This is a genomic window from Marinobacter persicus, from assembly GCF_900114155.1.
GTDB classification, from domain to species: Bacteria; Pseudomonadota; Gammaproteobacteria; order Pseudomonadales; family Oleiphilaceae; genus Marinobacter; species Marinobacter persicus.
In genome coordinates this window covers 102,119-128,492 of sequence record NZ_FOSC01000005.1, presented here as the reverse complement: position 1 = coordinate 128,492, position 26,374 = coordinate 102,119, and the positions used below count along the sequence as shown (strand labels likewise).

The window sequence follows — 26,374 nt, the reverse complement described above, 5'->3', positions numbered from 1 at the left end:
GAACCGGCATCGGGTTACTCCCGTTTACGGGTGATTGCGGGGGCTCAGAGTACACCTGAGGCCTTGAGGGCTTCTTCCACTTCGCTGTGGAATTTTTCACTGAGCGGGGTCAGGGGCAGCCGAATGCCTTCGCCAATCATGCCCATGCGCTGCAGTGCCCATTTCACCGGAATCGGGTTAGCCTCCAGGAACAACTTGCGGTTCAGGGGCATCAGCAACTCATTCAGGCGTTCGGTTTCGGCTTCGTCACCGGCAATGGCGGCGGCACACAACTCGGCCATGGCCTTGGGCGCCACATTGGCGGTCACGGACACATTGCCTTTGCCGCCGGCCAGCATCAGACCCGCCGCAGTGGCGTCATCACCGGAGTACACCGCCAGCCGGCCATCCAGGGCTTCGATCAGCTCGGCACCGCGGGGTATGTTACCGGTGGCGTCCTTGATGGCTACAATGTTGGGAATGTCAGCCAGGCGCAGGACGGTTTCGTTCAGCATGTCACAGGCGGTGCGGCCGGGCACGTTGTACAGCATCTGGTTCATGCCCGGCACCGCTTCGGCGATGGCCTTGAAGTGCTGGTACAGACCTTCCTGGGTGGGCTTGTTGTAATAAGGCACCACCAGCAGGCAGGCATCCGCCCCCAGCTTTTCGGCTTCGCTGGTCAGCTCGATGGCTTCGCGGGTACTGTTGCCACCGGTGCCGGCAATGACCGGAATGCGGCCGTTCACGCGTTTCATGATGTGCCCGATGGTACGGATGTGCTCATCCGGGTCCAGGGTTGCGGATTCACCAGTGGTGCCAACAGCGACAATACCATTGGTGCCGTTTTCAATATGAAATTCCACCAGCCGGTCCAGATGCTCCCAGTGGATGTCACCATTGGGGTGCATGGGCGTGACCAGTGCGACAAGGCTACCCGTAATCATAAAAGCTCCGTCCGAATAAAACCGATATGGTAATGTTGGGTTTCAACTGACACAAGAGAATTAAAGGAGATGTCATGCCTTCTGTTGAGTTAAACCAGCCGATTCCCGAATTCGAGGCCGAGGCGACCGGTGAGCAGACCGTTCGCCCGTCCGATTTGCGCGGCAAAAACGTGGTGATTTATTTCTACCCGAAAGACAACACGCCCGGCTGCACCACCGAAGGCCAGGACTTCCGTGACCGGATGGCCGATTTTGAAGCGCAGGATACGGTAATTTTTGGCGTCTCTCGCGATGGCCTGCGCGCCCATGAAAACTTCCGTGCCAAGCACGAGTTTCCCTTTCACCTCATTTCCGACAAGAGCGAGCAGCTGTGCAACCTGTTCGACGTCATCAAGCTGAAAAAGCTCTACGGCAAGGAACACATGGGCATTGAACGCAGCACGTTCCTGATCGACAAGGACGGTGTGCTGCGTCAGGAGTGGCGCGGCGTGAAAGTGCCGGGCCATGTTGATGAGGTGCTGGAAGCCACCAAAGCCCTTTAGGCTATTCCTCTTCGCTGGCCGGTGATCTTTCCAGGGTTTTCACCGGCCACGCGGCAAACACCGCCTTGAGCATGGTTGCCAGCGGGATGGCAAAAAACACCCCCCACATCCCCCAGATTCCGCCAAAGAACAGAACAGCGACAATAATGGCCACCGGGTGCAGGTTATTCACCTCGGAAAACAGGATTGGCACCAGCACATTACCATCCAGCGCCTGGATGATGCCGTACGCCACCATGACCCAGATAAAATGGGTGCCCCAACCGAAGGCAAACAGGCCGATCACGGCCACCGGGATAGTCACTACCGCCGCACCGATGTACGGAATCACCACACTGAGCCCCACCAGCATCGCCAGCAACGCCGCGTAAGGCATGCCCAACAGCTTGAAAGCCACGTAGGTGACGCTGCCAACGATCAGGATTTCAACGGCCTTGCCCCGCACGTAATTGGCACACTGCAGGTTCACTTCGTGCCAGATGCGCGCCATCATCGGCCGCTGGGGAGGCAGCAGCCGGCCAATGGATGAAATGAGCACGCGCCGGTCCTTGAGGAAGAAAAACACCAGAATGGGCACCAGTACCACATAGATCAGCAATGCCACCAGGTCCGGAATACTCGACAGCGAGAAAGACACCAGCCACTGGGTGATCTGCCCCACTTCCGCCGATACTTGCTGATACACCGTGTTAACCGCCTCGGCTGATACCAGGTGTGGGTACTGGTCTGGCAACAGTTCAAGGTAGCTTTGCAGCTCACGGATAATCCGCGGTGCCTCGCTGGCCAGCGCACTGACCTGAGTCCAGATCAACGGCAACAGGCCAAAAATAAACCCGACCAGAATCCCCATAAACACCAGGAACACACCAAGAATCGCAACAATCTCGGGCACGCCAAGGCTTCTCAGTTTGGCAACCAGACCCTGCAGGATGAAGGCGATAATGACAGAGGCAATGGCAGGCGCCAGCATGGCCCCGAAAAAGATGATAAATCCGGTACCGACCACCAACAGCAGAAGCAGGATAATCGCTTCCTCGTCGGAGAAATATTTATGGGCGAGGCCCTGCAGAATTCTGACCATCAACAACTCCGGGCGTTAGCCGCCGCACTTGATCTCGAAATACCAGGCTTCCTGGGTTTCAGTCTGGCTGACCAGAATGTGACTGGTCATACCCAGCCACGCCGGGATGTCTTTTGCCGAACCCGGATCGGTCGCGGTGACCGCCAGAACCTCGCCGGCGGCCATATCATTCAAAGCCAGCTTGGTTTTCAGCAACGGCATGGGGCAGCGCAAACCGCTGGCGTCCAGTGTTCGATCAGCCATACCTTCGTTCAGCCTCAGAGGGAATAACCATTAAGATTCAGACAGTATTCAGGCAGGCATTATGCCGAGGGTGTTACTCTAATGCACCACAAAACCTGTTAACGTTAGTCGTAAAGACATCCCGACAATCAGGGCATTATCGGATTCCATGACGCAAAGATTCAAGCTTTTCACCGCTTCACCACGGGCCGTTACCCTGGCGTTGCTGCTCCTGGCCCTTTGCAGCCCGAAACCAGGCCATGCACAGGAATCCTCCCTGCCGACCATTGGCGGCGTGGGTGGTGGACTGATCGCCGGCCAGCAGGAAGCGGATATTGGCCGGCAGGTCATGACATCCTTACGCCGGTCCGCTCCGCGTATCCAGGATCCACTGGTTTACGATTACCTGAGCAACATTATCTATCGCCTGGTGCCCTCGGCTCCCCTGGACAACCGGGACTTGCAGATGGTGATTATCGACAGCCCGGCGCTCAACGCCTTCGCCGTGCCCGGGGGCATCGTTGGCGTCAATGGCGGGCTGTTCCTCGACGCCGCCACGGAACAGCAGTTTGCCTCGGTGCTGGCGCACGAACTGGCTCATCTCAGCCAGCGCCATTTTGCCCGGCGCATGCAACAGCAGGAGGCCAGCACACCACTGACCGTAGCCGGCATGATTGCCGGCATTATCCTCAGCGCCGTCACTCAATCGGATGTGGGCATTGCCGCCATTGCCGGCACTCAGGCACTGTCGATCCAGAACATGCTGGCCTACAGCCGCGCCCATGAGCAGGAAGCCGACAGCATCGGCATGGAAATACTGGCCAATTCGGGCATGGACCCCAGGGGCATGCCGGAAATGTTCGAGATTATGATGCGCGAGAACCGCCTGCAGGGAAACCGGCTACCGGAATACCTGTCCACTCACCCGCTGACCCGCAGCCGCGTGGCAGACACCCGCGCCCGGGCAGAGCAGTACCCGGATGAGCGTGTCCGTGACGGCCAGGAATATCACCTGGTACGCAGCCGCTTGCAGGTGCATTACGCCCGTTCACCGGAACTGGCGGTGGAAACGTTCGAGTCGTATCTCGAACAGGACGACGCGGTCCACAGTGAGGCCATCCGTTACGGCCTGGCGGTGGCTTATCAGGAAAACCGGCAATACGATCAGGCACGGGAAATACTCGAGCAACTGCTGGCTGACAACCCTGGACGCATCACCTTCCAGGCCACCCTGGCCGACATCCTCATGGACGAACAACAATATGGCGCGGCGCGGGAAATACTGTCACAGGCACTGGACCGCAATCCCGGCAATTACCCGCTCACCTATGCCCTGGCGCTGCTCGAAACCCGGGACGGGAATGGAGCCAAAGCCGCCGACCTCTGGCGCGACCTCACCCGCAGGCACCCGAACCAGGAACAACTCTGGCTTCGGCTGGCCGAAGCCCAGGGAATTGCACGCAATATTGTCGGCGTACACCGGGCAAGAGCGGAATATTATGAGTTGATGGGGGATCTGGAATCGGCCCAGCGGCAACTACGCCAGGCCCAGCAAATCCTGCCGGCCGGCTCCGCAGAACGACAGGTCGTCAATGAACGACTGGATGACATCACCCGTTTACGCCAGCAGCAACAGCAGCAGCGTTAGCCCAATTGAAGCGGCCCCGTTCAGGCGTTGCCGGCGGCCTGCAGGTTCATGTGGGCGGTGAAATCCAGCATCCGGCGAAGCGGGCGCAGTGCGGCCTCTCTCTGGCCGGCATCCACCTGAACCTCCTGATCACCACGTTCAAGCACCTGCAGCAGGTTTTGCAGGCCGTTCATGGCCATCCAGGGGCAATGGGCGCAACTGCGACAGGTGGCACCATTGCCGGCTGTCGGTGCCTCGATCAAGGTCTTGTTGGGCGCCAGCTGCTGCATCTTGTAAAAAATGCCATTGTCGGTGGCAACAATAAATTCCTGATTGGGCAAGGTCTGTACCGCGTGAATCAACTGCGAGGTGGAACCCACCACATCCGCGCGCTCAACAACGGCGTCCGGTGATTCCGGGTGCACCAGCACTGCTGCCTCCGGATAAAGCGCCTGGAGATCCTCCAGGCCCCGGAACTTGAACTCTTCGTGCACAATGCAGGAACCGTCCCACAGCAACATGTCGGCGCCGGTTTTCTTCTGCACGTAACTGCCCAGGTGCTTGTCTGGTGCCCAGATCAGCTTTTCACCCTTGCTGTCCAGGTGCTCGACGATGGCCTGGGCGCAACTGGAGGTCACCACCCAGTCCGCACGAGCCTTCACTGCGGCGGAGGTATTGGCATAGACCACTACCGTGCGGTCCGGATGCTGATCGCAGAATTCGGAGAACTCATCCGCCGGACAACCGACGTCCAGAGAGCAGGTTGCCTCCAGCGTGGGCATCAACACCCGCTTTTCCGGGTTGAGAATCTTCGCCGTTTCGCCCATGAAACGCACACCGGCCACCACCACCGTGGAAGCCGGATGCTGGTTGCCAAAGCGAGCCATTTCCAGCGAGTCTGCCACGCAGCCCCCGGTTTCTTCCGCCAGACGCTGAATATCGGGATCTGTGTAGTAATGGGCCACCAACACAGCGTCTTCTCGTTTCAAGACATCCTTGATACGGCTTTCGAGTTCGGCTTTCTCCTCGGCACTCAAAGGCTGAGGCTCCGCCTGATGGGCCAGGTGTTCCTGAACAAGGATACGGTCTTGCGATCGTGTCATCACGGGATCTCTGAAGTGCATTTACCGGCGGAGTATACCATTTCCCCATGTAACTTCAGTGGGTTGCAGCAAACTCCGGTAACGGGTGAAGCTATTTACGCTGATGCCTGACTATATGGGTTCTTTCGGCCAAAAAAAAAGAGCCCTTAGGCTCTTTTTTTCTGCAAAAACCGCTGCTTGCGGCTTCTACTTATTGGTGGGTCGTGAAGGATTCGAACCTTCGACCAATTGGTTAAAAGCCAACTGCTCTACCAACTGAGCTAACGACCCGTAACTTGTGTGCCGGCTTTTCATCCGGCGAACAACAGCCTGGGGCTGCCGTTCTGAATTTGGTGGGTCGTGAAGGATTCGAACCTTCGACCAATTGGTTAAAAGCCAACTGCTCTACCAACTGAGCTAACGACCCAAACGAGGCGCATATAGTACTGATATTTTTTCCCGGTTCAACCCCTTTTTTTCACTTTCAAGACAGTTTTTTTCTGACTGATCAGTGATTAGGCGATTTGTCTGGCCGGTGATCAGCTTTTATTGTCCTCAAGGTATTTCCGCGCCATGTCAGCCGGATCCGATTCGGGGTAATCGTCCACCACAACCTGCATACGCCGCCGGGCTTCCTCTGTCTCGCCCATACGATCCAGTGTGACACCCAGCTTGTAAATGGCATCCGGCGCTTTCCGGTGGTCCGCATAACGGGTAGCGACAATCGTAAACGCCTGCTTCGCCTGCTCAAGCTGCGGCACTGCCAGGTACACTTCGCCCAGCCAGTAGTAGGCGTTAACTGTCAAATCCCCCTCCGGATACTCATCAATAAACTCGTACAGGCGACCAATCGCCGTATCAAAATCCTTGTCCTCACGGATCAGGCGGATAATTTCGTTGTAGGTTTCTTTCTCTGCCTCGCCAGGAGCACGGTACACACGGGCCGGCTGAAGCTCGCCCTCGTCATTTTCCTGCTGCGTCGCGGAGTCACCGGTCGATGAGCGCTGGACGCTCTCCTCCACTTTCCCGGACAAATCCAGAAGGCGCTGGTCCAGATCCACATAGCGATCACGGCCCTGGGACTGCAAACGCTCAATCTGGTGCTGCTGCTCCTCAACCTGCCCTTCAAGCCGGCGCACCGTGCTTTGCAGTTGCTGGATCATGTAGAACAGCTCGGCCGTAGCCTGATTGTCACCGGACTTGCGCCGGGCCTCGGATTCGGCATTCTGGAAAACGGGGGCAGACGACTGTGCTTCGGCAACCCCCGCCAGGCCCAGGCCCAGCGGGAGCAGCACGGTCGCCATGAGTTGCTTTCTCATGGTGATATCCGGTTATTCAGGTGTTAGTCAAACTTCAGCTCAACACGACGATTCTGTGCCCAGGCTTCCTCGCCGGAGCCGCGCACCGCCGGCTTTTCCTCACCATAGCTGATGGTCTCGATCTGGCCACGGGAGGCGCCATTAACAATCAGGAAACGTTCCACCGCCTTCGCCCGGCGTTCACCCAGGGCCAGGTTGTACTCCTTGCTGCCGCGCTCGTCGGCGTGGCCTTCAGCGCGTACCTGCACACGGGGGTTGTCGGCCAGATAGCGGGCATGGGCAACCAGCACATCGCGGGCTTCGGGTTTGATTTCCGAGGTATCGAAATCAAAGTAGAAGGTGGTGATATCCCGCAGCGCTTCCTGCTCGGCCTGCTGCTGTTGTTCGCGGGCCTCCCTGCGCTCTTCTTCGGTCATTGCCGAGGAGGAAATACCGCCTTCTTCATCGGTACCGTCATACACGGTAGCACCACCGTCCTGGTCAATCGCTTCAACATCGGAGCCGTAGCTTTCCTCATCCATTTTCTCGCCGGTGGAACTACAACCGGCAAACAGCCCGGCGGCCATCAGCAGGGCAATTACTTTTGGTGACAGAGACGCTTTCATAGTCAGGTTTCCTCTTTTGACATCCGGTTAACAATGGTTTTCGGTTTGCACTATCGGGTGATCGGCCCCCAGGCCGGGTCACGAACTTCGCCCTCCGCGGCTGGCAGGCTGTAGGCGGCGCCGCCCTCGGTGGACACCACGCTCAGAACGCTGTCGCCATCCTGCTCGGTGGCATAGATCAGAAGCCGGCCGTTGGGAGAAAGGCTGGGCGATTCGTCCGCGCCGGTACGGGTCACAATACTTTCCTGCCCGTTATCCAGATGGGTGCGGGCGATAACAAACTCCCCTTCCCGCTGATGCACGTAGTACACGTACTCCCCGTTGGCGTCCGGTCTGGGCCGGGCGTTGTAGCGACCACCAAAGGTGATCCGTCGGGCCTCGCCTCCCAGACGCTCCATATGGTAAATCTGCGGCCCACCGGACCGGTCAGAGGTGAAGAAAATCCCCCTTCCCGAATGGTCCCAACTACCTTCGGTATCGATCGCCCAGTGATGGGTCAGACGGGTCAGATCACCGCTGGCCAGCTCCATTTTATAGACTTCGGCGTTGCCGTCCCGCGACAGAGTCATCAACAACGACTTTCCATCGGGTGACCATGCCGGTGCCGAATTCAGACCACGGAAGTCCGCCACTTTCCGCCGCTCTCCGGTGGCCAGCTCGTGAACAAAGATAACCGGCTTGCCGGTTTCAAACGACACATAAGCCAGTTTCTTGCCATCCGGCGACCACGCTGGCGACAGTATCGGCTCGCCACTCTCCAGCCGGACTTTCGAGCGTTTGCCATCCACGTCACTGACCTGCAGCCGATAGCGAATATCCTCCCCCTGACCGGCGACGGTGACATAAGCCAGTCGTGTTGAGAACACACCCGGTTCACCGGTAATGGCTTCATAAACCTTGTCGCTGATGTGATGGCCCAGTGAGCGGGCTCTGCTGGCCGGGGCCGACGCTGTCTCCCCCAGGATGCGCTGTTCACGATTGACGTCGAACAACTCGTATCGGGCACGCAACTGGTCTCCTTCCCGCGACACCTGTCCTACCAGCAGATAGCGCTGACCGAGCATGCGCCAGTCCCGGAAATACACGTCTGAACGCTGCGACGGCAAACTGAGCATTTTTTCGGGCGCCAGCAGATTAAACTGGCCACTCATGGTCAGATCCGATCGCACAATGCTGCCGATTTTGTCCCCCGCCGGCATGGTGCCGCTTTCGGCAAAGGGCACAACCGCGACCGGAATGGCCGCATTCGCCCCTTCGGTAATGCGAATAAGCAGCTCCGCGCGGGCACTGCCGGTGGCCGCAAGCATCAAAAATGCAACAGCCAGTGTCAGCACTGGATTGGCATAACTGCGTGGATAAGCTCGCTTTGCTGTCATGGATTTTATCCGCTTCATCGCAATCGCTCGGGATTGAACTCAATGGTAAATTGCCGGAAATACCGTTCGAACGTGTCACGGTTATCCGGCACCGGATATCGGCTTAACGAGCGCACCGCGCCCAGTGCCGAGTTATCAAACGCTGTGTTGCCACTGCTGTTGACCAGTTTAACGCTGGCCAGTTCACCGGTGGGCAACAGGGTAATCTGCAAGCGGGCTGTCATGTCCTCCGTGGCTGACGACGGCGGATACCAGGCCTGGCTCAACCGCTCGCGAATCAGCCCCTGGTACTTCTGGCTTTCCGACAGCATCTGCGCTTCACGGGCCCGCGCAGCCTCGGCTTCCCGGCGACGGCGCTCGGCTTCCCTTGCTTCCTGTTCCTGCTTCTCCGCCAGGGCTTCCAACTGCTGCTCCCGGAGCCTGCGCTCGGCCTCCCGGCGTTTACGTTCGGCTTCCTCTTCAGCCTGGCGCTTGCGCTCAGCCTCTTCTTTTCTGCGCTGCTCCTCCTGACGCCGTTTTTCCTCTTCGGCCTTGCGGCGGGCCTCTTCCTGGCGTTTGCGCTCTTCCTCCTGACGGCGGCGCTCACGCTCCTTTGCCTCGGCTTCGGCTTTCTTGCGGGCGGCCTCTTCCTCACGGGCTTTCTGCTCGGCACGCTCTTTCGCCTGGGCTTCCTGACGCTGCCGCTCAGCTTCACGCTGTTTTTGCGCTTCTGCCTGACGTTCGGCTTCCCGTCGGGCCTGTTCTTCCTGCTGCCGTTGGCGTTCAGCCTCCTGGCGCTCCTCTTCCCGCTTCTGGCGCTCCCGCTCCTTTTGTCTCTGCTCTTCCCGATCCTGCTCCTCGACCACTGGCGAGGGTTTCGGCTCGGGACTGACCAGCCGGGCCGAAATGGCGTTGGGCTGCGGCTCCGGCGGCGTGGAGCCTGACCAACTCCAACCGACAAGGGCAAGCACGGCAATCAGCCCATGCAGAATCACCGAAAATGCCACGCCCGACAGCCAGGGCGCGGTTCCGGTGCTGATGCTTTCACGTTCGTGACCTGTCACAGCATCTCCACCGCAGCGTTACCGATTGTCGTCAGGTGCATCGGTAATCAGCCCGATACCGGTGGCGCCCGCTGATTTCAGCTCCGCCATCAACCGGACCACCTGCCCGTAATCCACATATTCGTCGCCCCGCACCAGCACTTCGGCGCTTGTACGCTGGGACAGGATCTTGGCCACCTGTTCACGCACCTGTTCCAGGGAAATGGCGTTGCCCCGGTCATCGCCCACCTCCAGATAATAGGCACCGTTGCTGTCCACGGAAACGGTAATCGGTTCCACGTCCTTATCCTGCTGGATGGGATCGGAGGTGGTTTCCGGCAAATCGACTTTCACCCCCTGAGTGAGCATTGGGGCGGTCACCATGAAGATCACCAGCAACACCAGCATCACGTCGATATAGGGCACCACGTTGATTTCCGCCATTGGCTTGCGCCGCTGCTGCGACATCATTCCCATGCCTTTCATAGTGCGCTTCTCCCAACGGATAAACGTTCAATCATGAGGCCTGCTCACTGCTGTGTACGCGCCGATGCAGAATACTGGAAAACTCTTCGGCAAAGGTTTCGTAGTTTTTCAGCAGCGATTCGGAGCGGGCGGCGAAACGGTTATAGGCCACCACCGCCGGAATGGCGGCAAACAGGCCCATGGCCGTGGCAATCAGGGCTTCGGAAATGCCCGGCGCTACCGTCGCCAGGGTGGCTTGCTGCACCTGCGCCAGGCCGCGGAACGAGTTCATGATGCCCCAGACAGTGCCGAACAGACCAACGTAGGGGCTGGTGGAACCAACGGTGGCCAGAAACGGCAAGTGGGTTTCCAGCCGCTCCTGCTCGCGGGAGAACGCCACGCGCATGGCCCGCTGACTGCCTTCCATGACCGCGTCGGCATCCCGGCTTTGCTGACGCAGACGGGAGAATTCCTTGAAGCCGGCCCGGAAGACCGATTCCAGTCCGGAGTATGGGGTTGGGTTGTCATTCACCTCTTTGTAAAGCTGCCCCAGATCCATGCCCGACCAGAAACGGCTTTCAAAGTCCAGCTGCGCCTGTCTGGCCTTACGGAAAACCTGGATACGCTGAAAAATAAGCGCCCAGGAGATCACCGAAGCCAGTACCAGCAACAACATTACCAGCTGTACCAGAATCCCCGCGTTCGCAATCAGATGCCAGACCGACAGTTCCGCTTCCACTGTATACTCCTGCAAAGATAGATCGTGTTATTAATAGGTTAAATGGCGTTCTTCAAAAGATTCTGCATGTCTTCCGGCAAGCGCCTCGGCTTGCCAGTGTCAAGCGAGATGCAGGCCACACGCACCTCGGCTTCACACAACAGGGTCCGATCGGAGGCGCGAAGCACCTGTTGCCGGAAGTTCATCCAGACCCTGGAGAACGCGATTGGCTCGGCCGTCGCCAGCAACTGGTCATCCAGCCTGGCCGGGGCACGGTAATTGATATCCATCCGCTGCACCACGTAACTGATGTTGTGCTCCAGCCCCGCCCGCAGGCTCACGCCCCGGCTGCGAATCCACTCGGTGCGGGCTCGCTCCATGTAATGCAGGTATTTCGCGTGAAACACAATGCCGCCGGCATCGGTGTCTTCAATGTAAACGCGAATGGGCAACTCAAAACGGGCTTCCGGCGTCTGCTCAGTCAAAAAGGTCTTCCTCCTGGGCGGATTTCGGCAATCTGACTCCAAAATGCTGATAGGCGTGGGAGGTCACCATCCGGCCCCGGGGCGTGCGGATCATGAACCCTTGCTGGATCAGGAAGGGCTCCAGCACGTCTTCGATGGTGCCCCGCTCTTCGCTGATGGCCGCCGCCAGACTTTCCACGCCCACCGGACCGCCGTCGAACTTTTCAATCATTGCCAACAGTAACCGGCGGTCCATGTGATCAAAACCCTGGTTGTCCACCTTCAGCATGTTCAGGGCCTGATCGGCAATATCCGAACTGATATGGCCATTGCTGCGTACTTCGGCAAAATCCCGGACCCGGCGCAACAGCCGGTTGGCGATCCGGGGCGTGCCCCGGGAGCGACGGGCAATTTCAAAGGCGCCCTGCTCGTCGATGTCCACCGAGGACAAACGGGCCGAGCGCATAATAATGTGCGTCAGATCCGAGGTGTTATAAAACTCGAGGCGCTGGACAATGCCGAAACGGTCGCGCAGCGGCGAGGTCAGCAGCCCGGCCCGGGTGGTGGCTCCCACCAGGGTGAATGGAGGCAAATCCAGTTTGATGGAGCGGGCGGCCGGCCCCTCGCCGATCATGATATCCAGCTGATAGTCTTCCATGGCCGGATAAAGCACTTCCTCCACCGCCGCGCTCAGGCGATGAATTTCATCGATGAAGAGAACATCGCCCTCTTCCAGGTTGGTCAGCAGCGCGGCCAGATCTCCCGCCTTTTCCAGGACCGGCCCTGACGTGGTCTTGATCGACACGCCCATTTCATTGGCGATGATGTTGGCCAGGGTGGTTTTGCCAAGGCCGGGCGGGCCAAAAATCAGCGTATGGTCCAGTGCCTCTTCCCGGCCACGGGCAGCGGAGATAAAGATCTCCATTTGCTCACGCACGGTGGGCTGGCCCACATAGTCGGCCAGCAGGCTCGGGCGTATGGCGCGATCCTGGACTTCTTCGTAATCCCCCGCATTGGGGGTGATCAGTCGATCCGATTCGATCATGGCGACATCCGGTTGCTGGCACCTGACCATGCCCGGTTTGTCCGGGCTGGCTCGTTTGCTGGCGCCAATTCTACAAGGGGAAGTGTGTGAGTCACGTTACGCTCTCTACAGATTGCTGTCATAAACCTTAACAGCAAACCGGACCAACATCAGCGCCCGGCACACCTTTAACGGGTAGGAATCATGTTTTTCAGCGCCAGGCGTATCAGCGCCTCGCTGTTCATGCCCGGCTCGGCCACCTTGCTGATGGCCTTGGCGGCTTCCTGGGGCTTGTAGCCAAGGGCGATCAACGCTGCTTCCGCCTCTTCGCCGGGGTCCGGAGCGGACGGTTCCGGGGCGGGTTCTCCAGGCTTTGCGGCCACCGGTTCGCCGGGCACGAACTGGCCTTCGAGTTGACCAATTCGGTCGGCCATGTCGATCAGCAGGCGCTCGGCGGTTTTCTTGCCCACCCCGGGCAGCTTGACCAGGGCATTGACATCGCGGGTTTCCACGCAGCGGATGAACTGCTGGGCATCCAGTCCCGACAGAATGCCCACGGCCAGCTTGGGGCCAACCCCGTTGACTTTGATCAGCAGCCGGAACAGATCCCGGTCCAGCCTGGAGGCAAAGCCGAACAGGCTCTGGGCATCCTCGCGAACGGCGAAATGGGTATGCAGGGTCACTTCCTGGCCGGTATCGGGCAAGTGAAAGAAGGTGGTGTAGGGAATATCGATTTCATAACCCAGCCCGGCGCATTCCACCAGCGCATGGCCCGGCGTTTTTTCAATCAGCAATCCTCGAATACGACCAATCAAGAAAGGTCTCCTTTGGCTCCCGGGAGCCGGTTATTGGCGGCGCACCCGACCGCTTCTGACTTTCCCGCCGGAGCTGGCCAGCCGCAGTACACTCTGGTTCATGTGGGCGTGACACAGGGCGATGGCCAGGGCATCGGCGGCATCGGCCTGGGGTTTGCGGGACAACTTCAGCAGCGTTTGCACCATGTGCTGAACCTGGGCCTTATCGGCGCCACCAGTACCCACCACCGCCTGCTTGACCTGGCGAGCCGAGTACTCGTGGACGGGCAAGCCGCTGTTGGCGGCGCTGACAATAGCGGCGCCCCGGGCCTGACCCAGTTTGAGCGCGGAATCCGGGTTGCGGGCCATGAACACCTGTTCGATGGCAAACTCTTCGGGCCGGTACTCGCCAATCAGCAAAGCCAGACTGTGAAAGATGGTTTGCAGGCGCTCGGCCCAGGGCTTGTCGCCCACGCGGATGCAGCCGCTGTCGATGTACTCGGTGGTACGGCCTTCCACACGGATAATACCGTAGCCAGTGATGCGGGAACCGGGGTCCACGCCCAGAATAATGGCCATCAGACTGCCCTGCTCCCGGTTGGAGGAACCACCTCAGAGGGATTCCATGATCTCAGCGGAAATTTCCGCGTTGTGGTACACGTTCTGGACATCGTCCAGATCTTCCAGGGTATCAATCAACTTCAGAATCTTCTCGGCGCCTTCCCGGTCCAATTCCACACGGGTGGCTGGCACCATGGTCACTTCCGAGTTATCGGGCTTGAGCCCGGATTTGACCAGGGATTCTTTCACATCCAGGTATTCTTCGGGCGTGGTGACAATCTCATAGGAGCCATCTTCCTGCTCCTGCAGATCCTCGGCGCCAGCTTCCAGCGCCGCCTCCATCAGCTTGTCGCCGTCCACTTCCGGGCCGTAACTGATAATGCCCTGTTTGGTGAACAGGTAGGCCACCGAGCCGTCGGTGCCCAGGTTGCCGCCGGATTTATTGAAGGCGTTGCGAACCTCGGCCACGGTGCGGTTTTTGTTGTCGGTCATGACTTCCACGAAGAATGCTACGCCACCGGGGCCGTAGCCCTCGTAGGTGAGCTCTTCGTAGTTGTTGTCATCACCACCGCCGGCGCCCCGTTCAATGGCCCGCTCGATGGTGTCTTTTTTCATGTTGGCGGTCAGGGCCTTGTCGACCACCGCCCGCAACCGGGGGTTATCGTTCGGGTCTCCCCCGCCGAGGCGCGCGGCCACAACCAGCTCACGGATGATCTTGGTGAAAATCTTGCCGCGCTTGGCATCCTGGGCCGCTTTGCGGTGCTTGATATTGGCCCATTTACTGTGTCCAGCCATTATCAAAACTCCTTTCGGTTAACCGGGGCAGCAAAGCCGCCCCGGTGAACAGAATTTACGCCTTGTCCTCACTCTTGTTGCCATCGGCAGCCTTGGCCGAGCGACGCAGGCGGATGTTCAGCTCTTTGAGCTGTTTCTCATCCACTTCGCCCGGCGCCTGGGTCATCAGACAAGTAGCGCTCTGGGTTTTCGGGAAAGCAATCACGTCACGGATGGAGCTGGAACCAGTCATCAGCATCACCAGACGGTCCAGACCGAAGGCCAGGCCACCGTGCGGCGGGCAGCCGTACTTGAGGGCGTCCAGCAGGAAGCCAAACTTGGCGCGAGCCTCTTCTTCACCAATGCCCAGGATGCGGAATACCGCTTCCTGCATCTGCTCGCTGTGGATACGGATGGAACCACCACCCAGCTCGGTACCGTTCAGCACCATGTCGTAGGCGCGGGACAGGGCGTTGGCCGGATCGGCCGCCAGCTCTTCGGGGCTGCAGGACGGCGCGGTGAACGGGTGGTGAATGGCGGTCAGGCTGCCATCCGGGGTTTCCTCGAACATCGGAAAGTCGACCACCCATAGCGGCGCCCACTGGCAAGTCAGCATGTCCAGATCGTGACCGATCCTGATACGCAGCGCGCCCAGGGCTTCGTTGACCACCATGGTCTTGTCCGCGCCAAAGAACACGATATCGCCGTCTTCGGCACCCACGCGCTCCATGATGGCCATCACGGCCTCATCGCCCAGGAACTTGATGATCGGAGACTGCAAGCCTTCAATGCCCTTGGCCAGCTCGTTAACCTTGATGTAAGCCAGCCCCTTGGCGCCATAGATGCCGACAAACTTGGTGTAGTCGTCAATCTGCTTGCGGGTCAGCTTGCCACCGCCTGGTACACGCAGCGCTGCTACACGGCCTTTCGGGTCTTTCGCTGGGCCGGCAAACACCTTGAAGTCAACATTTTCGACCAGATCGTTCACATCCTGCAGCTCAAGCGGGATACGCAGGTCCGGCTTGTCGCTGCCGTAACGACGCATGGCCTCGGAGTACGGCATGCGCGGAAATTCCGGCAGGTCCACTTCCAGCACGTCTTTGAACAGGGAGCGAACCATCTCTTCGTTCAGGCCCATCAGGGTCTCTTCATCAATGAAGGAGGCCTCGATGTCCACCTGGGTGAACTCCGGCTGACGATCGGCGCGCAGGTCTTCGTCGCGGAAGCACTTGGCGATCTGGTAGTAGCGGTCCACCCCGGACACCATCAGCAGCTGTTTGAACAACTGGGGCGACTGCGGCAGCGCGAAGAAGGAGCCTTCGTGGGTGCGGCTAGGCACCAGGTAATCACGGGCGCCTTCCGGGGTGGCCCGGGTCAGGATGGGGGTTTCCACATCCATGAAGCCGCGGCTGTCCAGGAAGTTGCGGATGTAGCTGGTCACCCGCGAACGGAAGCGCAGGCGGTTGATCATTTCCGGGCGGCGCAGGTCCACAAAGCGGTAGCGCAGACGCACGTCCTCGCCCACGTCCACGTGCTCGTCCAGAGGGAACGGCGGCGTGGCGGCGGCGTTCAGGATTTCCAGTTGTTTGCCCAACAACTCCACCTGACCGGTGGGCATGTTGTTGTTCTCGGTGCCGGCGGGGCGGCGACGCACACGGCCGGTGACCTTGATGACGTATTCGCTGCGGACTTTCTCGGCCAGGGCAAAGCTTTCGGGGGTGTCTGGGTCAACCACGACCTGGGACATGCCGTCCCGATCCCGCAGATCCAGGAAGATAACCCCGCCGTGATCGCGGCGGCGGTGTACCCAACCGCAGAGTGTGACTTCCTGATCAATGTGGGATTCGTTGATCCCACCGCAATAATGACTGCGCATACCGGTTCCCGTTACGTTTAATGTGTGCGTTTACGTTTAACTGTGTTGTCTGGGCAAGCAGGCAGAAGCGAACTTTCCGGGACTGTCTGCAGCATGGATGCTGCAGTCAAGCGTACAGGGACGTATTCACAGCGTGTCCCGGAAAGTTTGCTGCTGCCTGATTGCTTGCCTCGCCTGGGCAGCCTGATGGCCCGCCCGCACCGAGCAGGGGAATGGCTTTCCGAAAAGCGCTCTAGCCATCCCTGGGCGCTTATGTTCCGCCATCCGTGGCTCCACAAATTTTCGGAAAGCCATTCCCCTGCCCGGCGCTACCTGTTTATTGGCCGCAAGCACTGAGTTCGACCTCAAAAGAAAGCCGCCTATTATAAACACAATAAGACTGGAAATCAGGTGTACCGCACGGCAAATCCGGTCTGCGGATGACGTTAGCGGCACTGCCCGCTAGAATGGCCGTTTTCAGCGGTAAACGGAGTCAGGTTTGACCACCAGGGCAGAACAGAAACTAAGGACCCGGCGGGCGTTGATGGATGCGGCTTTGAGCCAGCTCAGCGCCGACCGGGGGTTTGGCAGCCTGAGTTTGCGGGAAGTGGCCCGGGAGGCGGGCATTGCGCCGACCTCGTTTTACCGGCATTTCGCCGATCTGGATGAGCTGGGGCTGGCACTGGTGGATGAAGGTGGCGTAGCCCTGCGCCAGTTGATGCGCCAGGCCCGCAAGCGGATTGCCCGGGACGGCAGCGCCATTGCCACGTCGGTGGATACGTTCATGGAGTATCTGGGCGACAACGCCAACCTGTTCCGGCTGATGCTGCGCGAGCGGACCGGCGTATCAAAAACCTTCCGGACGGCCGTCAAGGCGGAGATTGACCACGTGGTGGCTGAACTGGCGGATGATCTGGAATTGTTTGCCGAGCAACAGGACAAGCCGCTGTCCGATGCCCGGCTGGTGGCCGAATCCATGGTCACCCTGGTGTTCAATCAGGGGGCCGAGGCGCTGGATGCCACGCCACGGGAACGGGAGGAGCTGAAGGTAAAACTGAAAACCGAGCTGAGAATGATCCTGGTGGGCTCCCAGACCCTGGCTCAATGGCAGCAGGGCCTGGAATAATCGCCGATCAAACCAGTTTTTCCAGCACAGGCCTGAGTTTTTCGCGCATTTTCTCCAGTGCTTCGTCCGTATAGGGAACGGGCGCCTGCTTACCCCACACGGGGGCCGGCCAGGCCGGGTCGTTTTCAAAACGCACAATGTGATGCAAATGCAACTGTGGCACCATGTTACCCAGCGCCGCCACGTTCATTTTGTCGCCCCGAAACACATCCATCATGCCCTTGCTGAGAATCGAGGAACTTTCCAGCAACCGGATTCGCTGAATTTTTGACAGCTCGTAGATCTCCCGGATGTCAGGCACGGCCGGCACCAGGATCACCCATGGCCAGGTGCTGTCGTTCATCAGTAATACCTCACTCAGGCCAAATTTGCCCAGATGATGGGTATCGGCTGCCAACTTGGGGTGCAGTTCAAACATTCTGTGTCTTTTTCTCCTGCCAGATTTTTTCCCAGGCCAGCGCGGTGCGCACGATGGTGGTCAGGTCATCGTAATCCGGCTGCCAGCCCAGTATCTGTTTTATGCGAGTATTGTCGGCCATCAGCGCGGCGGGATCGCAGGCACGACGGCCGGTTTCCTGAACCGGGAAATCCACGCCCGACTCCCGTTTTACCACATCAATCACTTCGCGCACGGTAAAGCCCCGGCCATAACCGCAGTTCAATACCTGCGATTCACCGCCGCCGGCCATGTACTCCAGCGCCATGACATGGGCCTTGGCAAGGTCTTCCACGTGGATGTAATCGCGAATGCAGGTGCCGTCACGGGTGTCGTAATCCGTGCCAAACACACTCATGCCATGCCGTTGACCGGTGACGCATTCACTGGCCACTTTGATCAGGTGGGTGGCTTCCGGGGTAGCCTGTCCCAGCAGGCCGTCCGGGTTGGCGCCCGCCACGTTGAAGTAACGCAGGATCACGTAGTTCAGATCACCGGTATCCGCCAGATCCATGATCATGCGCTCGCTCATCATCTTGGAGGCACCGTAGGGGTTGATCGGCGCCAGCGGCAAGTCTTCGGTCAGCACGGTTTGCTCGGGCATGCCGTACACCGCCGCAGTGGACGAGAACACCATGTAGGGCACCTGGTGGCGCTCCACTGCTTTCAACAGGTTCAGGGTGTTGCGGGTGTTGTTGCTGTAATACTTCAACGGATTGGCGACCGATTCCGGCACCACGATGTTGGCGGCGAAATGCAATACTGCTTCAAACTTGTGCCGGGAAAACAAGTATTCAATGGCTTCTTCGTCTGCCAGGTCGCCCACCACCAGTTCGCCGGCGGTGACCGCCCAGCGGTAGCCGGTGGAAAGGTTATCAAAAACCACAATGTCGTGACCGGCTTCGGCCAGCTGACGCACCACGTGACTGCCAATGTAGCCGGCACCGCCGGTGACCAGTACTTTCATGAATTCTCACTCCCCTTCCCTGAAGGCTGTTGACGACGCTGACGGATTTCCCGGCGCCGCCGGCTGAAAAAATCACTGATGATCTGACTGCAACGAGTCTGCAGCACGCCACCGACTGGCGTTACCTGCCAGTTGAGATGGGGTTCTTCCAGTGTAGCCCGAGCCGACTCAATAGCACCGGCCTTGGGCTCGGTGGCGCCATACACCAGCCGGCTGATGCGACCATGGACAATGGCCCCCACACACATGGTGCAGGGCTCCAGGGTCACGTACAGGGTGGCTCCGGACAGGCGGTAATTTCCCACTCGGGCGGCGGCATCCCGCAGGGCACGAATTTCAGCGTGGGCGGTGGGGTCACAACCGGAGATGGGCGCATTGAAGCCCGCGCCGATCTCCCGGCCATCCAGCACCACCACGGCGCCCACCGGCACTTCGCCCAGCTCGGCCGCCTGGGCGGCCAGTTGCAGGGCCCGGTTCATCCAGACTTCGTCGTCTGGATGCTCTGCGTCAAGCACCATATTGACCGGACTTTATTCCCACTCGATGGTGGCAGGCGGCTTCGAGGAAATGTCGTAGGTCACCCGGGACACGCCGGTAATCTCGTTGATGATCCGGTTGGATACGGTTTCCAGCAGCTCATACGGCAGGCGCGCCCAGCGGGCGGTCATGAAGTCCACGGTTTCCACCGCACGCACGGCAATGACGTACTCGTAGCGGCGGGCATCGCCCACCACGCCCACGGATTTGACCGGCAGGAACACGGCAAAGGCCTGACTGGTCTTGTGGTACAGGTCGGCCCGGTGCAGTTCTTCCAGGAAGATGGCATCGGCGCGGCGCAGGATATCAGCGTATTCTTTCTTCACCTCTCCCAGGATACGCACGCCCAGACCCGGCCCCGGGAATGGGTGGCGATACACCATGTCGTACGGCAGGCCAAGTTCCAGACCAATCCGGCGCACTTCGTCCTTGAACAGCTCGCGCAGCGGCTCCACCAGTTTCATTTTCATGGTTTCCGGCAGGCCACCCACGTTGTGGTGGGATTTGATCACATGTGCCTTGCCGGTTTTGGAGGCAGCGGATTCGATCACGTCCGGGTAGATCGTGCCCTGGGCCAGCCAGTTCACATCGGTGATTTTGGCCGCTTCGTCATCGAACACATCGATGAAGGTGTTACCGATGATCTTGCGCTTCTGTTCCGGGTCGTCCACGCCCTTGAGCTTGGCCAGGAACAGGTCTTCGGCGTCGACACGGATGACCTTGACGCCCATGTTGTTGGCGAACATGTCCATCACCTGATCGCCTTCGTGCAGGCGCAGCAGGCCGTTGTCCACGAACACGCAGGTCAGCTGGTCGCCGATGGCCTTGTGCAGCAGCGCTGCCGTGACCGAGGAATCGACACCGCCGGACAGGCCCAGCAGTACTTTATCGTTGCCCACCTGTTCGCGAATTTGTCGAACTGCGTCGTCAACAATCTTGGCCGGCGTCCACAGTGCCTCGCACTGGCAGATGTTCAGAACAAAGTGCTCCAGAATGCGCTTGCCCTGCAGGGTATGAGTCACCTCCGGGTGGAACTGCACGCCGTACAGGTTGCGGCTCAAATCCTGCATGGCAGCAATCGGCGCGCTCTCGGTGGAGGCCAGCAGCTCGAAGCCTTCCGGCATCGCCACCACCTTGTCGCCATGACTCATCCAGACATCCAGCAGGGAATCGCCGGCCGGCGTCAGGTGATCGGTAATGTCGGCCAGCAGCGGCCCCTTGGCCCGCACTTTCACCTGAGCGTAGCCGAATTCGCGCTTCTCCGAACTGGCCACGCGACCACCGAGCTGCTCGGCCATGGTCTGCATGCCGTAGCAAATGCCCAGAATGGGAATGCCGCGCTCGAACAGGCCTTCCGGCGCTCGCGGGCCACCGAGCTGGGTGACCGATTCCGGGCCACCGGCAAGGATAATACCCTTGGGATTGAAGGCGGCCAGCTCTTCGTCGGTGATATCGAAAGCCTTAACCTCACAGTAAACACCAATCTCACGCACACGGCGGGCGATCAATTGGGTGTACTGGGAACCGAAATCGAGAATCAGGATGCGGTGGTCGTGGATATTCTGGGCCATGGTGTCCTCTGGCTATTAAACAACAAACCCGGCCCTAAACGGGCCGGGTCAAATCAGGCGGGGTGATTAACCAACTCGATAGTTGGGTGCTTCCTTGGTGATGGTCACATCGTGTACGTGGCTCTCACGCATGCCGGCGTTGGTAATGCGCACAAATTCCGGCTTGTTCCGCATTTGCTCCATGGTGGCGCAACCTGTGTAGCCCATTGCCGCACGAATACCACCCACCAACTGGTGGACGATGTTGCGCATCGGGCCCTTGCAGGCAACCCGGCCCTCGATGCCTTCCGGCACCAGCTTGTCGACACCCTTGCTGGCGTCCTGGAAGTAACGGTCACTGGAGCCCTGCCCCATGGCGCCGAGCGACCCCATGCCACGGTAGGCCTTGTAGCTACGGCCCTGGAACAGCTCCACTTCACCCGGAGCTTCATCGGTGCCCGCCAGCAGGCTGCCGATCATCACACAATGGGCGCCAGCGGCCAGCGCCTTGGCGATGTCACCGGAGAAACGGATACCGCCATCCGCAATCAGCGGAACACCACGGTCTTTCAGGGCGGCTGCCACGTTGGAAACGGCAGAGATCTGGGGCACGCCAATACCGGCCACGATGCGGGTGGTACAGATGGAACCAGGGCCAATACCCACCTTGACAGCATCAGCGCCGGCATCGGCCAGCGCGATGGCCGCGTCGGAGGTGGCGATGTTACCGCCGATAACCTGCACTTCCGGGAAGTTTTCCTTCACCCAGCGAACACGGTCAATCACGCCTTTGGAGTGGCCGTGGGCGGTGTCGACAACCAGCACATCCACACCAGCCTCGGCCAGCGCGGTAATACGGGCTTCGGTATCGCCACCGGTGGAAACAGCCGCGCCCACCCGCAGACGACCCTGGTCGTCTTTACAGGCCAGCGGATAATCTTTGGCCTTCTGGATGTCTTTGACCGTGATCAGACCACGCAGCTGGAAATCATCGTTAACCACCAGCACTTTTTCAATGCGATGGCGGTGCAGCAACTCTTTGACTTCCTCAACGTCAGCGCCTTCTTTAACGGTTACCAGCTTGTCCTTCGGGGTCATGATGTCCCGAACGAGCGTATCCATGCGGCTTTCGAAGCGAATGTCGCGGCCGGTGACAATACCAACCAGGTCATTGCCATCGACAACCGGCAGACCGGAGATGTTGTTGGCCATGGTAATATCCACCAGCTCGCGCACGGTGGTATCGGGGCTGACGGTGATGGGGTCTTTCACCACGCCGCTTTCGAATTTCTTGACCTTGCGCACGGCAGCGGCCTGTTGCTCAACGGTCATGTTCTTGTGCATGATGCCAACGCCGCCTTCCTGGGCCATGGCGATGGCCAGTTCCGCTTCGGTCACGGTATCCATGGCTGACGAAATCAGCGGGATATTGAGCGTAATTCCCTTGGTCAGCTGGGTTTTGAGGTCAACCTGGTGAGGCAGGACTTCGGAATATCCGGGAACGAGCAGAACGTCGTCAAACGTGAGGGCTTCTTCGGCAATACGCAGCATTGGGATCCGCCTTTTGAACGTGCTAAGTTGAGATTTCTGCACTGCGCCGGAGCCGGCACAGCAAAGCAAAATCCTTAATCGATCTATTATAAAGTCGTGATCGCCTGCAGTAAACCGCGCGATTTTTTCCGGATTATTGCATCTTTTTGAATTTCCTTTATTTTTAACCGTCAACTTCGGCTATTGCGTACGAACCACTACGGAGTGCACACCTTGACAACCGCCTACCCGGACTCCCGCCCCAGAGCGCTCACCGTCAGCGAGCTGAATCACCAGGCCAAGCAGTTGCTGGAAGCCTCGTTCATGCAGGTGTGGGTGGAAGGTGAGATTTCAGGCTTCGCACGCCCCTCGTCCGGGCACTGGTATTTCTCCCTGAAAGACAAGAAGTGCCAGATACGATGCGCCATGTTCAGGGGCGCGAACCAGCGCATCCGCACCCTGCCGAAAGAGGGCGACCAGATCCGCATTCGCGGCAAGGTGACCCTGTACGAGAACCGGGGCGACTTCCAGATTATTGTCGAACACCTGGAACCGGCGGGCCTGGGCCCTCTACAGCAGGCGTTCGACGCCCTGAAAATGAAACTGCAGGCCGAGGGGCTGTTCGACCCGGCACGCAAGAAGCCACTGCCCGCCACGCCCCGCCACATTGGCGTGGTCACATCCCCCACCGGCGCCGCCATTCACGACATTCTGACGGTGCTGGCCCGGCGTTGCCCGGCGATCCCGGTCACCCTCTATCCCACCGCCGTTCAGGGCCAGGCAGCCACTGCCGACATTGTTCAGGCAATCGAGCGGGCGCAGAGGCATAACGTGGCTGACGTGCTGATCATCGGCCGGGGTGGCGGCTCGCTGGAAGATCTGTGGTGTTTCAACGAAGAAGCCGTGGCCCGGGCCATCGCCGCCTGTAGCATTCCAACTGTCAGCGCCGTGGGCCACGAGGTGGATGTCACCATTGCCGACTTTGTCGCCGATTTGCGCGCTCCCACACCCTCGGCCGCCGCGGAAAAAATCTCACCGGACCAGCAAGACTGGCTGCGTCGCCTGAATGATCAACAACTGCGCCTTGCCCAGTCGGCCAGACGCCAGCTGCAACGCCTGCAAACCCAGCTAAGCCACCTGACGGCGCGCCTGCGAGACCCTCGCCGGGAGCTGCAGGAAAAAGCCCAGCGCATGGATGAACTGGACCTGCGCCTGAACCGGGTCATCACCCAAAAGCTGGAACAGTATGGCGTCCGGACCGAACACCTGGAGCGCCGCCTGGCCGCCCAGTCACCGCAGCAAACACTGGTGCGGGCCAGCGAGCAGGTGGCACTTCTGCGGCGACGGCTGGACAGCGCGGTACAACAAAACCTGCGACAGAACCGTGAGCGACTGCAACACTCGGCCCAGAGCCTGCACCTGGTCAGCCCACTGGCCACACTGGAGCGGGGCTACGCGATTGTCCGGGACGAGCACGGACGGATTATCCGCCGGGCCGGCGAGCTGAGCCAGGGCCAGAGCATCAGCGCCCGCCTCGGCCGGGGCAGCGTGGTGGCAGAGGTGACCGGCGTACACGAGGATGATGACAAAATGATAAAAATCAATCACTAAACGCCGGGTTTTTCATCCTCTCAGGCGCCTGGTTTGTATTGACGCCCCCTGAACTCGGTCTATACTGAAACTGCTGCGATAACCAGCACCCGAAGGTCCCGTGAGGGCAAATGCTTTAGTACCACAGGATAGATCGATGTCTGATAAAAAAACCGGCCAGGTTAAATGGTTTAACGAAGCCAAAGGCTTTGGCTTTATCGAGCAGGAAGGCGGCAGTGACGTATTCGTTCACTACAGCGCAATCAATGCCAGCGGTTTCCGCACTCTGGCAGAGGGACAGAAGGTGGAATTCACCGTGACCCAGGGACCGAAAGGCCCACAAGCGGAAAACGTAACCCCGCTGTAAGCGGTTATGTCATCTGCCGGATGCCCCTCACGGGCAAACGGGTGGATAACAGAACTGAAAAACAAAGGCCGGCAGTTTTGCCGGCCTTTGTTTTATCCAGCCACCGTTACACTCAGACTTCCGCAGCCTCCTCGGCTTTTGCCTGCGCCGCTGCACCAACAGCCTGGGCCACCGCAGAGAAAAGGGCCTGCAGCGTGGCGGACGTTGTATCTTCAGCCAATGCCGCGGCACTGCAGTGCTGGCCATTGGCGGTCAACCGGATGCACGCCAGGGCATTGGCGTTGGTACCTTCGCCCAGCGCAAACTCGTCGTAAGCCTCAACGGCAATGGCCACACCAAATCGTTTGTTCAAGGCGTCACTGACCGCCTCCACGGCACCCAGGCCGTGCCCCTGAAGCTCAACAACGTCGCCGTCCGGGCCCATGGAGACCATGGCGCCCACACCCTCTTCGTTGCGATGCAGGTCGTAGGAACGCAGTGCCCAACCGGCCGGTACTTTCAGGTAACGCTCTTCGAACAACCGGTGAATGGTGTCTGAATCAATTTCACCGCCGTTAGTTTCCGCTTCACGCTGAACCACCTTGGCAAACTCGATCTGCAACCAGCGCGGCAGGGTAATCCGGTAATCCCGCTCCAGCACGTAGGCCACACCGCCCTTGCCGGACTGGCTGTTGATGCGAACCACTTCCTCGTAACGACGCCCGACATCCGACGGATCAATAGGCAGATACGCCACATTCCAGGTCTCGCCCTCTTTGCGACGCGCCAGGCACTTGCGGATGGCATCCTGGTGGCTGCCGGAGAACGCGGTGAAAACCAGTTCGCCAGCGTAAGGATGACGCGGATGGGTGGAAATCTCGGTGCAGGCTTCCACCACTTCGGTAATCTCGGCCATGCCGGACAGGTCCACTTCCGGGTCCACGCCCTGGGAGTACAGGTTCATGGCCATGGTCACCAGATCCATGTTGCCGGTGCGCTCACCGTTACCCATCAGGGTGCCCTCAATCCGATCGGCGCCGGCCATCACACCCAGCTCCGCGGCCGCCACGGCGCAGCCACGGTCATTGTGGGTATGCAGGCTGATGCGAATGTCATCCCGGTAACGGATGTTGTCACAGATCCACTCCACCTGGTCTGCAAACACGTTGGGCATGGCCATTTCCACCGTGGCCGGCAGATTGATGATCACCTTCTGGCCCTGGTCCGGACGCCAGACGTCGTTCACCGCGTCAATCACCTCGGCGGCGAAATCCAGCTCGGTGCCGGTGAAGCTTTCGGGCGAATACTGGAAGCTCCAGTCGGTATCCGGGTATTTCGCGGCAAAGTCCTGCACTACTTTCGCACCACGAATGGCAATGTCGCGGATGCCGGCGCGGTCCAGACCAAACACCTGTTCGCGCTGCACCGTGGAGGTGGAGTTATACACATGCACGATGGCCTGCTTGGCTCCGGCAAGGGCCTCATAGGTACGTTCGATCAATTCCGGCCGCGCCTGGGTCAGTACCTGGATTTTCACATCTCCCGGGATCCGGTCTTCCTCGATCAGTTTCCGGCAGAAATCGAAATCCGGCTGGCTGGCTGCGGGAAAGCCGATTTCGATCTCCTTGAAACCCAGTTTCACCAGCAGATCAAACAGGCGCTGCTTCTGCGCAACCGTCATGGGTTTGACCAGCGCCTGATTGCCATCACGCAGATCCACCGCGCACCAGTCCGGCGCCTTGTCGATGGTCTGGTCTGGCCAACGACGGTCTTTCTTTGCAATCGGCTTGAACGGAGCATATTTACGATGATCAAAAGCCATGGTGAAACCTTCCTTT

The 26,374-nt window shown here is 59.4% G+C and carries 27 protein-coding genes and 2 tRNA genes; 5 read left to right on the top strand and 24 right to left on the bottom strand.

Features of this window, described 5'->3' with window-relative positions:
* Positions 1 to 44: 44 nt before the first annotated feature.
* The gene (dapA, locus tag BMZ63_RS06935) at positions 45 to 923 is read right to left on the bottom strand and encodes a 4-hydroxy-tetrahydrodipicolinate synthase (RefSeq protein ID WP_091703523.1); all 879 of its coding nucleotides are present in this window, start codon (positions 921 to 923) and stop codon (positions 45 to 47) included.
* 74 nt (positions 924 to 997) lie between these two features.
* Between dapA and BMZ63_RS06930 the strand changes: the two genes are divergently transcribed.
* Positions 998 to 1,465, top strand: coding sequence for a peroxiredoxin (locus tag BMZ63_RS06930; protein ID WP_091703520.1), 468 nt, complete (start codon positions 998 to 1,000; stop codon positions 1,463 to 1,465).
* 1 nt (position 1,466) lies between these two features.
* On the opposite strand, the gene BMZ63_RS06925 is transcribed toward BMZ63_RS06930, so the two are convergent.
* Both BMZ63_RS06925 and BMZ63_RS06920 read right to left on the bottom strand, forming a co-directional pair.
* The gene (locus tag BMZ63_RS06925) at positions 1,467 to 2,546 is read right to left on the bottom strand and encodes an AI-2E family transporter (RefSeq protein WP_091703518.1); all 1,080 of its coding nucleotides are present in this window, start codon (positions 2,544 to 2,546) and stop codon (positions 1,467 to 1,469) included.
* A 15-nt stretch (positions 2,547 to 2,561) separates the two neighbouring features.
* Positions 2,562 to 2,789, bottom strand: coding sequence for a sulfurtransferase TusA family protein (locus tag BMZ63_RS06920; RefSeq protein WP_091703515.1), 228 nt, complete (start codon positions 2,787 to 2,789; stop codon positions 2,562 to 2,564).
* Between the two features lie 148 nt (positions 2,790 to 2,937).
* Between BMZ63_RS06920 and BMZ63_RS06915 the strand changes: the two genes are divergently transcribed.
* On the top strand, positions 2,938 to 4,416 hold the full coding sequence (locus BMZ63_RS06915) for a M48 family metalloprotease (RefSeq protein WP_091703514.1): 1,479 nt from the start codon (positions 2,938 to 2,940) through the stop codon (positions 4,414 to 4,416).
* Positions 4,417 to 4,436: 20 nt separating this feature from the next.
* On the opposite strand, the gene nadA is transcribed toward BMZ63_RS06915, so the two are convergent.
* The 15 genes from nadA to aspS form a co-directional block, all read right to left on the bottom strand.
* Positions 4,437 to 5,498 carry a quinolinate synthase NadA gene (nadA, locus tag BMZ63_RS06910; protein WP_091703511.1) on the bottom strand — a complete coding sequence of 354 codons (1,062 nt, stop codon included), beginning with the start codon at positions 5,496 to 5,498 and terminating at the stop codon, positions 4,437 to 4,439.
* 194 nt (positions 5,499 to 5,692) lie between these two features.
* Positions 5,693 to 5,768: transfer RNA gene (locus BMZ63_RS06905), tRNA-Lys, on the bottom strand.
* Between the two features lie 60 nt (positions 5,769 to 5,828).
* Positions 5,829 to 5,904: transfer RNA gene (locus BMZ63_RS06900), tRNA-Lys, on the bottom strand.
* Between the two features lie 112 nt (positions 5,905 to 6,016).
* Positions 6,017 to 6,796: a tol-pal system protein YbgF gene (gene ybgF, locus BMZ63_RS06895; protein ID WP_091703508.1), complete on the bottom strand. Its 780-nt coding sequence runs from the start codon at positions 6,794 to 6,796 to the stop codon at positions 6,017 to 6,019.
* A 23-nt stretch (positions 6,797 to 6,819) separates the two neighbouring features.
* On the bottom strand, positions 6,820 to 7,401 hold the full coding sequence (gene pal, locus BMZ63_RS06890) for a peptidoglycan-associated lipoprotein Pal (protein ID WP_091703506.1): 582 nt from the start codon (positions 7,399 to 7,401) through the stop codon (positions 6,820 to 6,822).
* Between the two features lie 50 nt (positions 7,402 to 7,451).
* Complete coding sequence (gene tolB, locus BMZ63_RS06885) at positions 7,452 to 8,708, bottom strand: Tol-Pal system beta propeller repeat protein TolB (protein WP_244888385.1); 1,257 nt, start codon at positions 8,706 to 8,708, stop codon at positions 7,452 to 7,454.
* 83 nt (positions 8,709 to 8,791) lie between these two features.
* Positions 8,792 to 9,763: a cell envelope integrity protein TolA gene (gene tolA, locus BMZ63_RS06880; protein ID WP_091703800.1), complete on the bottom strand. Its 972-nt coding sequence runs from the start codon at positions 9,761 to 9,763 to the stop codon at positions 8,792 to 8,794.
* A gap of 75 nt (positions 9,764 to 9,838) precedes the next feature.
* Positions 9,839 to 10,285: a protein TolR gene (gene tolR / locus BMZ63_RS06875; protein WP_091703500.1), complete on the bottom strand. Its 447-nt coding sequence runs from the start codon at positions 10,283 to 10,285 to the stop codon at positions 9,839 to 9,841.
* Positions 10,286 to 10,316: 31 nt separating this feature from the next.
* The gene (gene tolQ / locus BMZ63_RS06870) at positions 10,317 to 11,003 is read right to left on the bottom strand and encodes a protein TolQ (RefSeq protein WP_091703496.1); all 687 of its coding nucleotides are present in this window, start codon (positions 11,001 to 11,003) and stop codon (positions 10,317 to 10,319) included.
* Positions 11,004 to 11,041: 38 nt separating this feature from the next.
* A complete protein-coding gene (gene ybgC / locus BMZ63_RS06865; protein ID WP_091703493.1) occupies positions 11,042 to 11,467 on the bottom strand; it encodes a tol-pal system-associated acyl-CoA thioesterase in 426 nt (141 codons plus the stop codon).
* Positions 11,460 to 12,491, bottom strand: a complete 1,032-nt coding sequence (gene ruvB / locus BMZ63_RS06860) for a Holliday junction branch migration DNA helicase RuvB (protein ID WP_091703491.1) — start codon at positions 12,489 to 12,491, stop codon at positions 11,460 to 11,462. Before ruvB ends, ybgC begins: the two co-directional genes overlap by 8 nt.
* 167 nt (positions 12,492 to 12,658) lie before the next feature.
* Positions 12,659 to 13,285: a Holliday junction branch migration protein RuvA gene (gene ruvA / locus BMZ63_RS06855; RefSeq protein ID WP_091703488.1), complete on the bottom strand. Its 627-nt coding sequence runs from the start codon at positions 13,283 to 13,285 to the stop codon at positions 12,659 to 12,661.
* Between the two features lie 30 nt (positions 13,286 to 13,315).
* Complete coding sequence (gene ruvC, locus BMZ63_RS06850; RefSeq protein ID WP_091703485.1) at positions 13,316 to 13,843, bottom strand: crossover junction endodeoxyribonuclease RuvC; 528 nt, start codon at positions 13,841 to 13,843, stop codon at positions 13,316 to 13,318.
* A 33-nt stretch (positions 13,844 to 13,876) separates the two neighbouring features.
* Positions 13,877 to 14,620 carry a YebC/PmpR family DNA-binding transcriptional regulator gene (locus tag BMZ63_RS06845; RefSeq protein ID WP_091703482.1) on the bottom strand — a complete coding sequence of 248 codons (744 nt, stop codon included), beginning with the start codon at positions 14,618 to 14,620 and terminating at the stop codon, positions 13,877 to 13,879.
* A gap of 55 nt (positions 14,621 to 14,675) precedes the next feature.
* Positions 14,676 to 16,475: an aspartate--tRNA ligase gene (gene aspS, locus BMZ63_RS06840; RefSeq protein WP_091703480.1), complete on the bottom strand. Its 1,800-nt coding sequence runs from the start codon at positions 16,473 to 16,475 to the stop codon at positions 14,676 to 14,678.
* A 478-nt stretch (positions 16,476 to 16,953) separates the two neighbouring features.
* On the opposite strand from aspS, the gene fabR reads away from it, so the two are divergent.
* Positions 16,954 to 17,580, top strand: a complete 627-nt coding sequence (gene fabR, locus BMZ63_RS06835; protein ID WP_091703477.1) for an HTH-type transcriptional repressor FabR — start codon at positions 16,954 to 16,956, stop codon at positions 17,578 to 17,580.
* Between the two features lie 7 nt (positions 17,581 to 17,587).
* On the opposite strand, the gene BMZ63_RS06830 is transcribed toward fabR, so the two are convergent.
* From BMZ63_RS06830 to guaB, 5 genes are all read right to left on the bottom strand, one after another.
* The gene (locus BMZ63_RS06830; protein ID WP_091703473.1) at positions 17,588 to 17,998 is read right to left on the bottom strand and encodes an HIT domain-containing protein; all 411 of its coding nucleotides are present in this window, start codon (positions 17,996 to 17,998) and stop codon (positions 17,588 to 17,590) included.
* Positions 17,991 to 18,983: a UDP-glucose 4-epimerase GalE gene (galE, locus tag BMZ63_RS06825; RefSeq protein ID WP_091703470.1), complete on the bottom strand. Its 993-nt coding sequence runs from the start codon at positions 18,981 to 18,983 to the stop codon at positions 17,991 to 17,993. The genes BMZ63_RS06830 and galE overlap by 8 nt, the downstream gene beginning before the upstream one ends.
* Complete coding sequence (gene tadA / locus BMZ63_RS06820) at positions 18,980 to 19,501, bottom strand: tRNA adenosine(34) deaminase TadA (protein ID WP_091703467.1); 522 nt, start codon at positions 19,499 to 19,501, stop codon at positions 18,980 to 18,982. Before tadA ends, galE begins: the two co-directional genes overlap by 4 nt.
* A 12-nt stretch (positions 19,502 to 19,513) precedes the next feature.
* Positions 19,514 to 21,091 (bottom strand): glutamine-hydrolyzing GMP synthase, encoded by a 1,578-nt coding sequence (gene guaA, locus BMZ63_RS06815; protein ID WP_091703464.1) that lies wholly within the window; start codon positions 21,089 to 21,091, stop codon positions 19,514 to 19,516.
* A 66-nt stretch (positions 21,092 to 21,157) separates the two neighbouring features.
* Positions 21,158 to 22,621 (bottom strand): IMP dehydrogenase, encoded by a 1,464-nt coding sequence (gene guaB / locus BMZ63_RS06810; RefSeq protein ID WP_091703461.1) that lies wholly within the window; start codon positions 22,619 to 22,621, stop codon positions 21,158 to 21,160.
* Between the two features lie 213 nt (positions 22,622 to 22,834).
* Here guaB and xseA point away from each other — a divergent pair, with 213 nt between their 5' ends.
* Positions 22,835 to 24,211: an exodeoxyribonuclease VII large subunit gene (xseA, locus tag BMZ63_RS06805; protein ID WP_091703458.1), complete on the top strand. Its 1,377-nt coding sequence runs from the start codon at positions 22,835 to 22,837 to the stop codon at positions 24,209 to 24,211.
* 136 nt (positions 24,212 to 24,347) lie between these two features.
* A complete protein-coding gene (locus tag BMZ63_RS06800) occupies positions 24,348 to 24,557 on the top strand; it encodes a cold-shock protein (protein ID WP_091703455.1) in 210 nt (69 codons plus the stop codon).
* 112 nt (positions 24,558 to 24,669) lie between these two features.
* Here the strand turns inward: BMZ63_RS06800 and leuA are convergent, their stop codons facing one another.
* Complete coding sequence (gene leuA / locus BMZ63_RS06795; RefSeq protein ID WP_091703452.1) at positions 24,670 to 26,358, bottom strand: 2-isopropylmalate synthase; 1,689 nt, start codon at positions 26,356 to 26,358, stop codon at positions 24,670 to 24,672.
* Between the last annotated feature and the right edge of the window lie 16 nt (positions 26,359 to 26,374).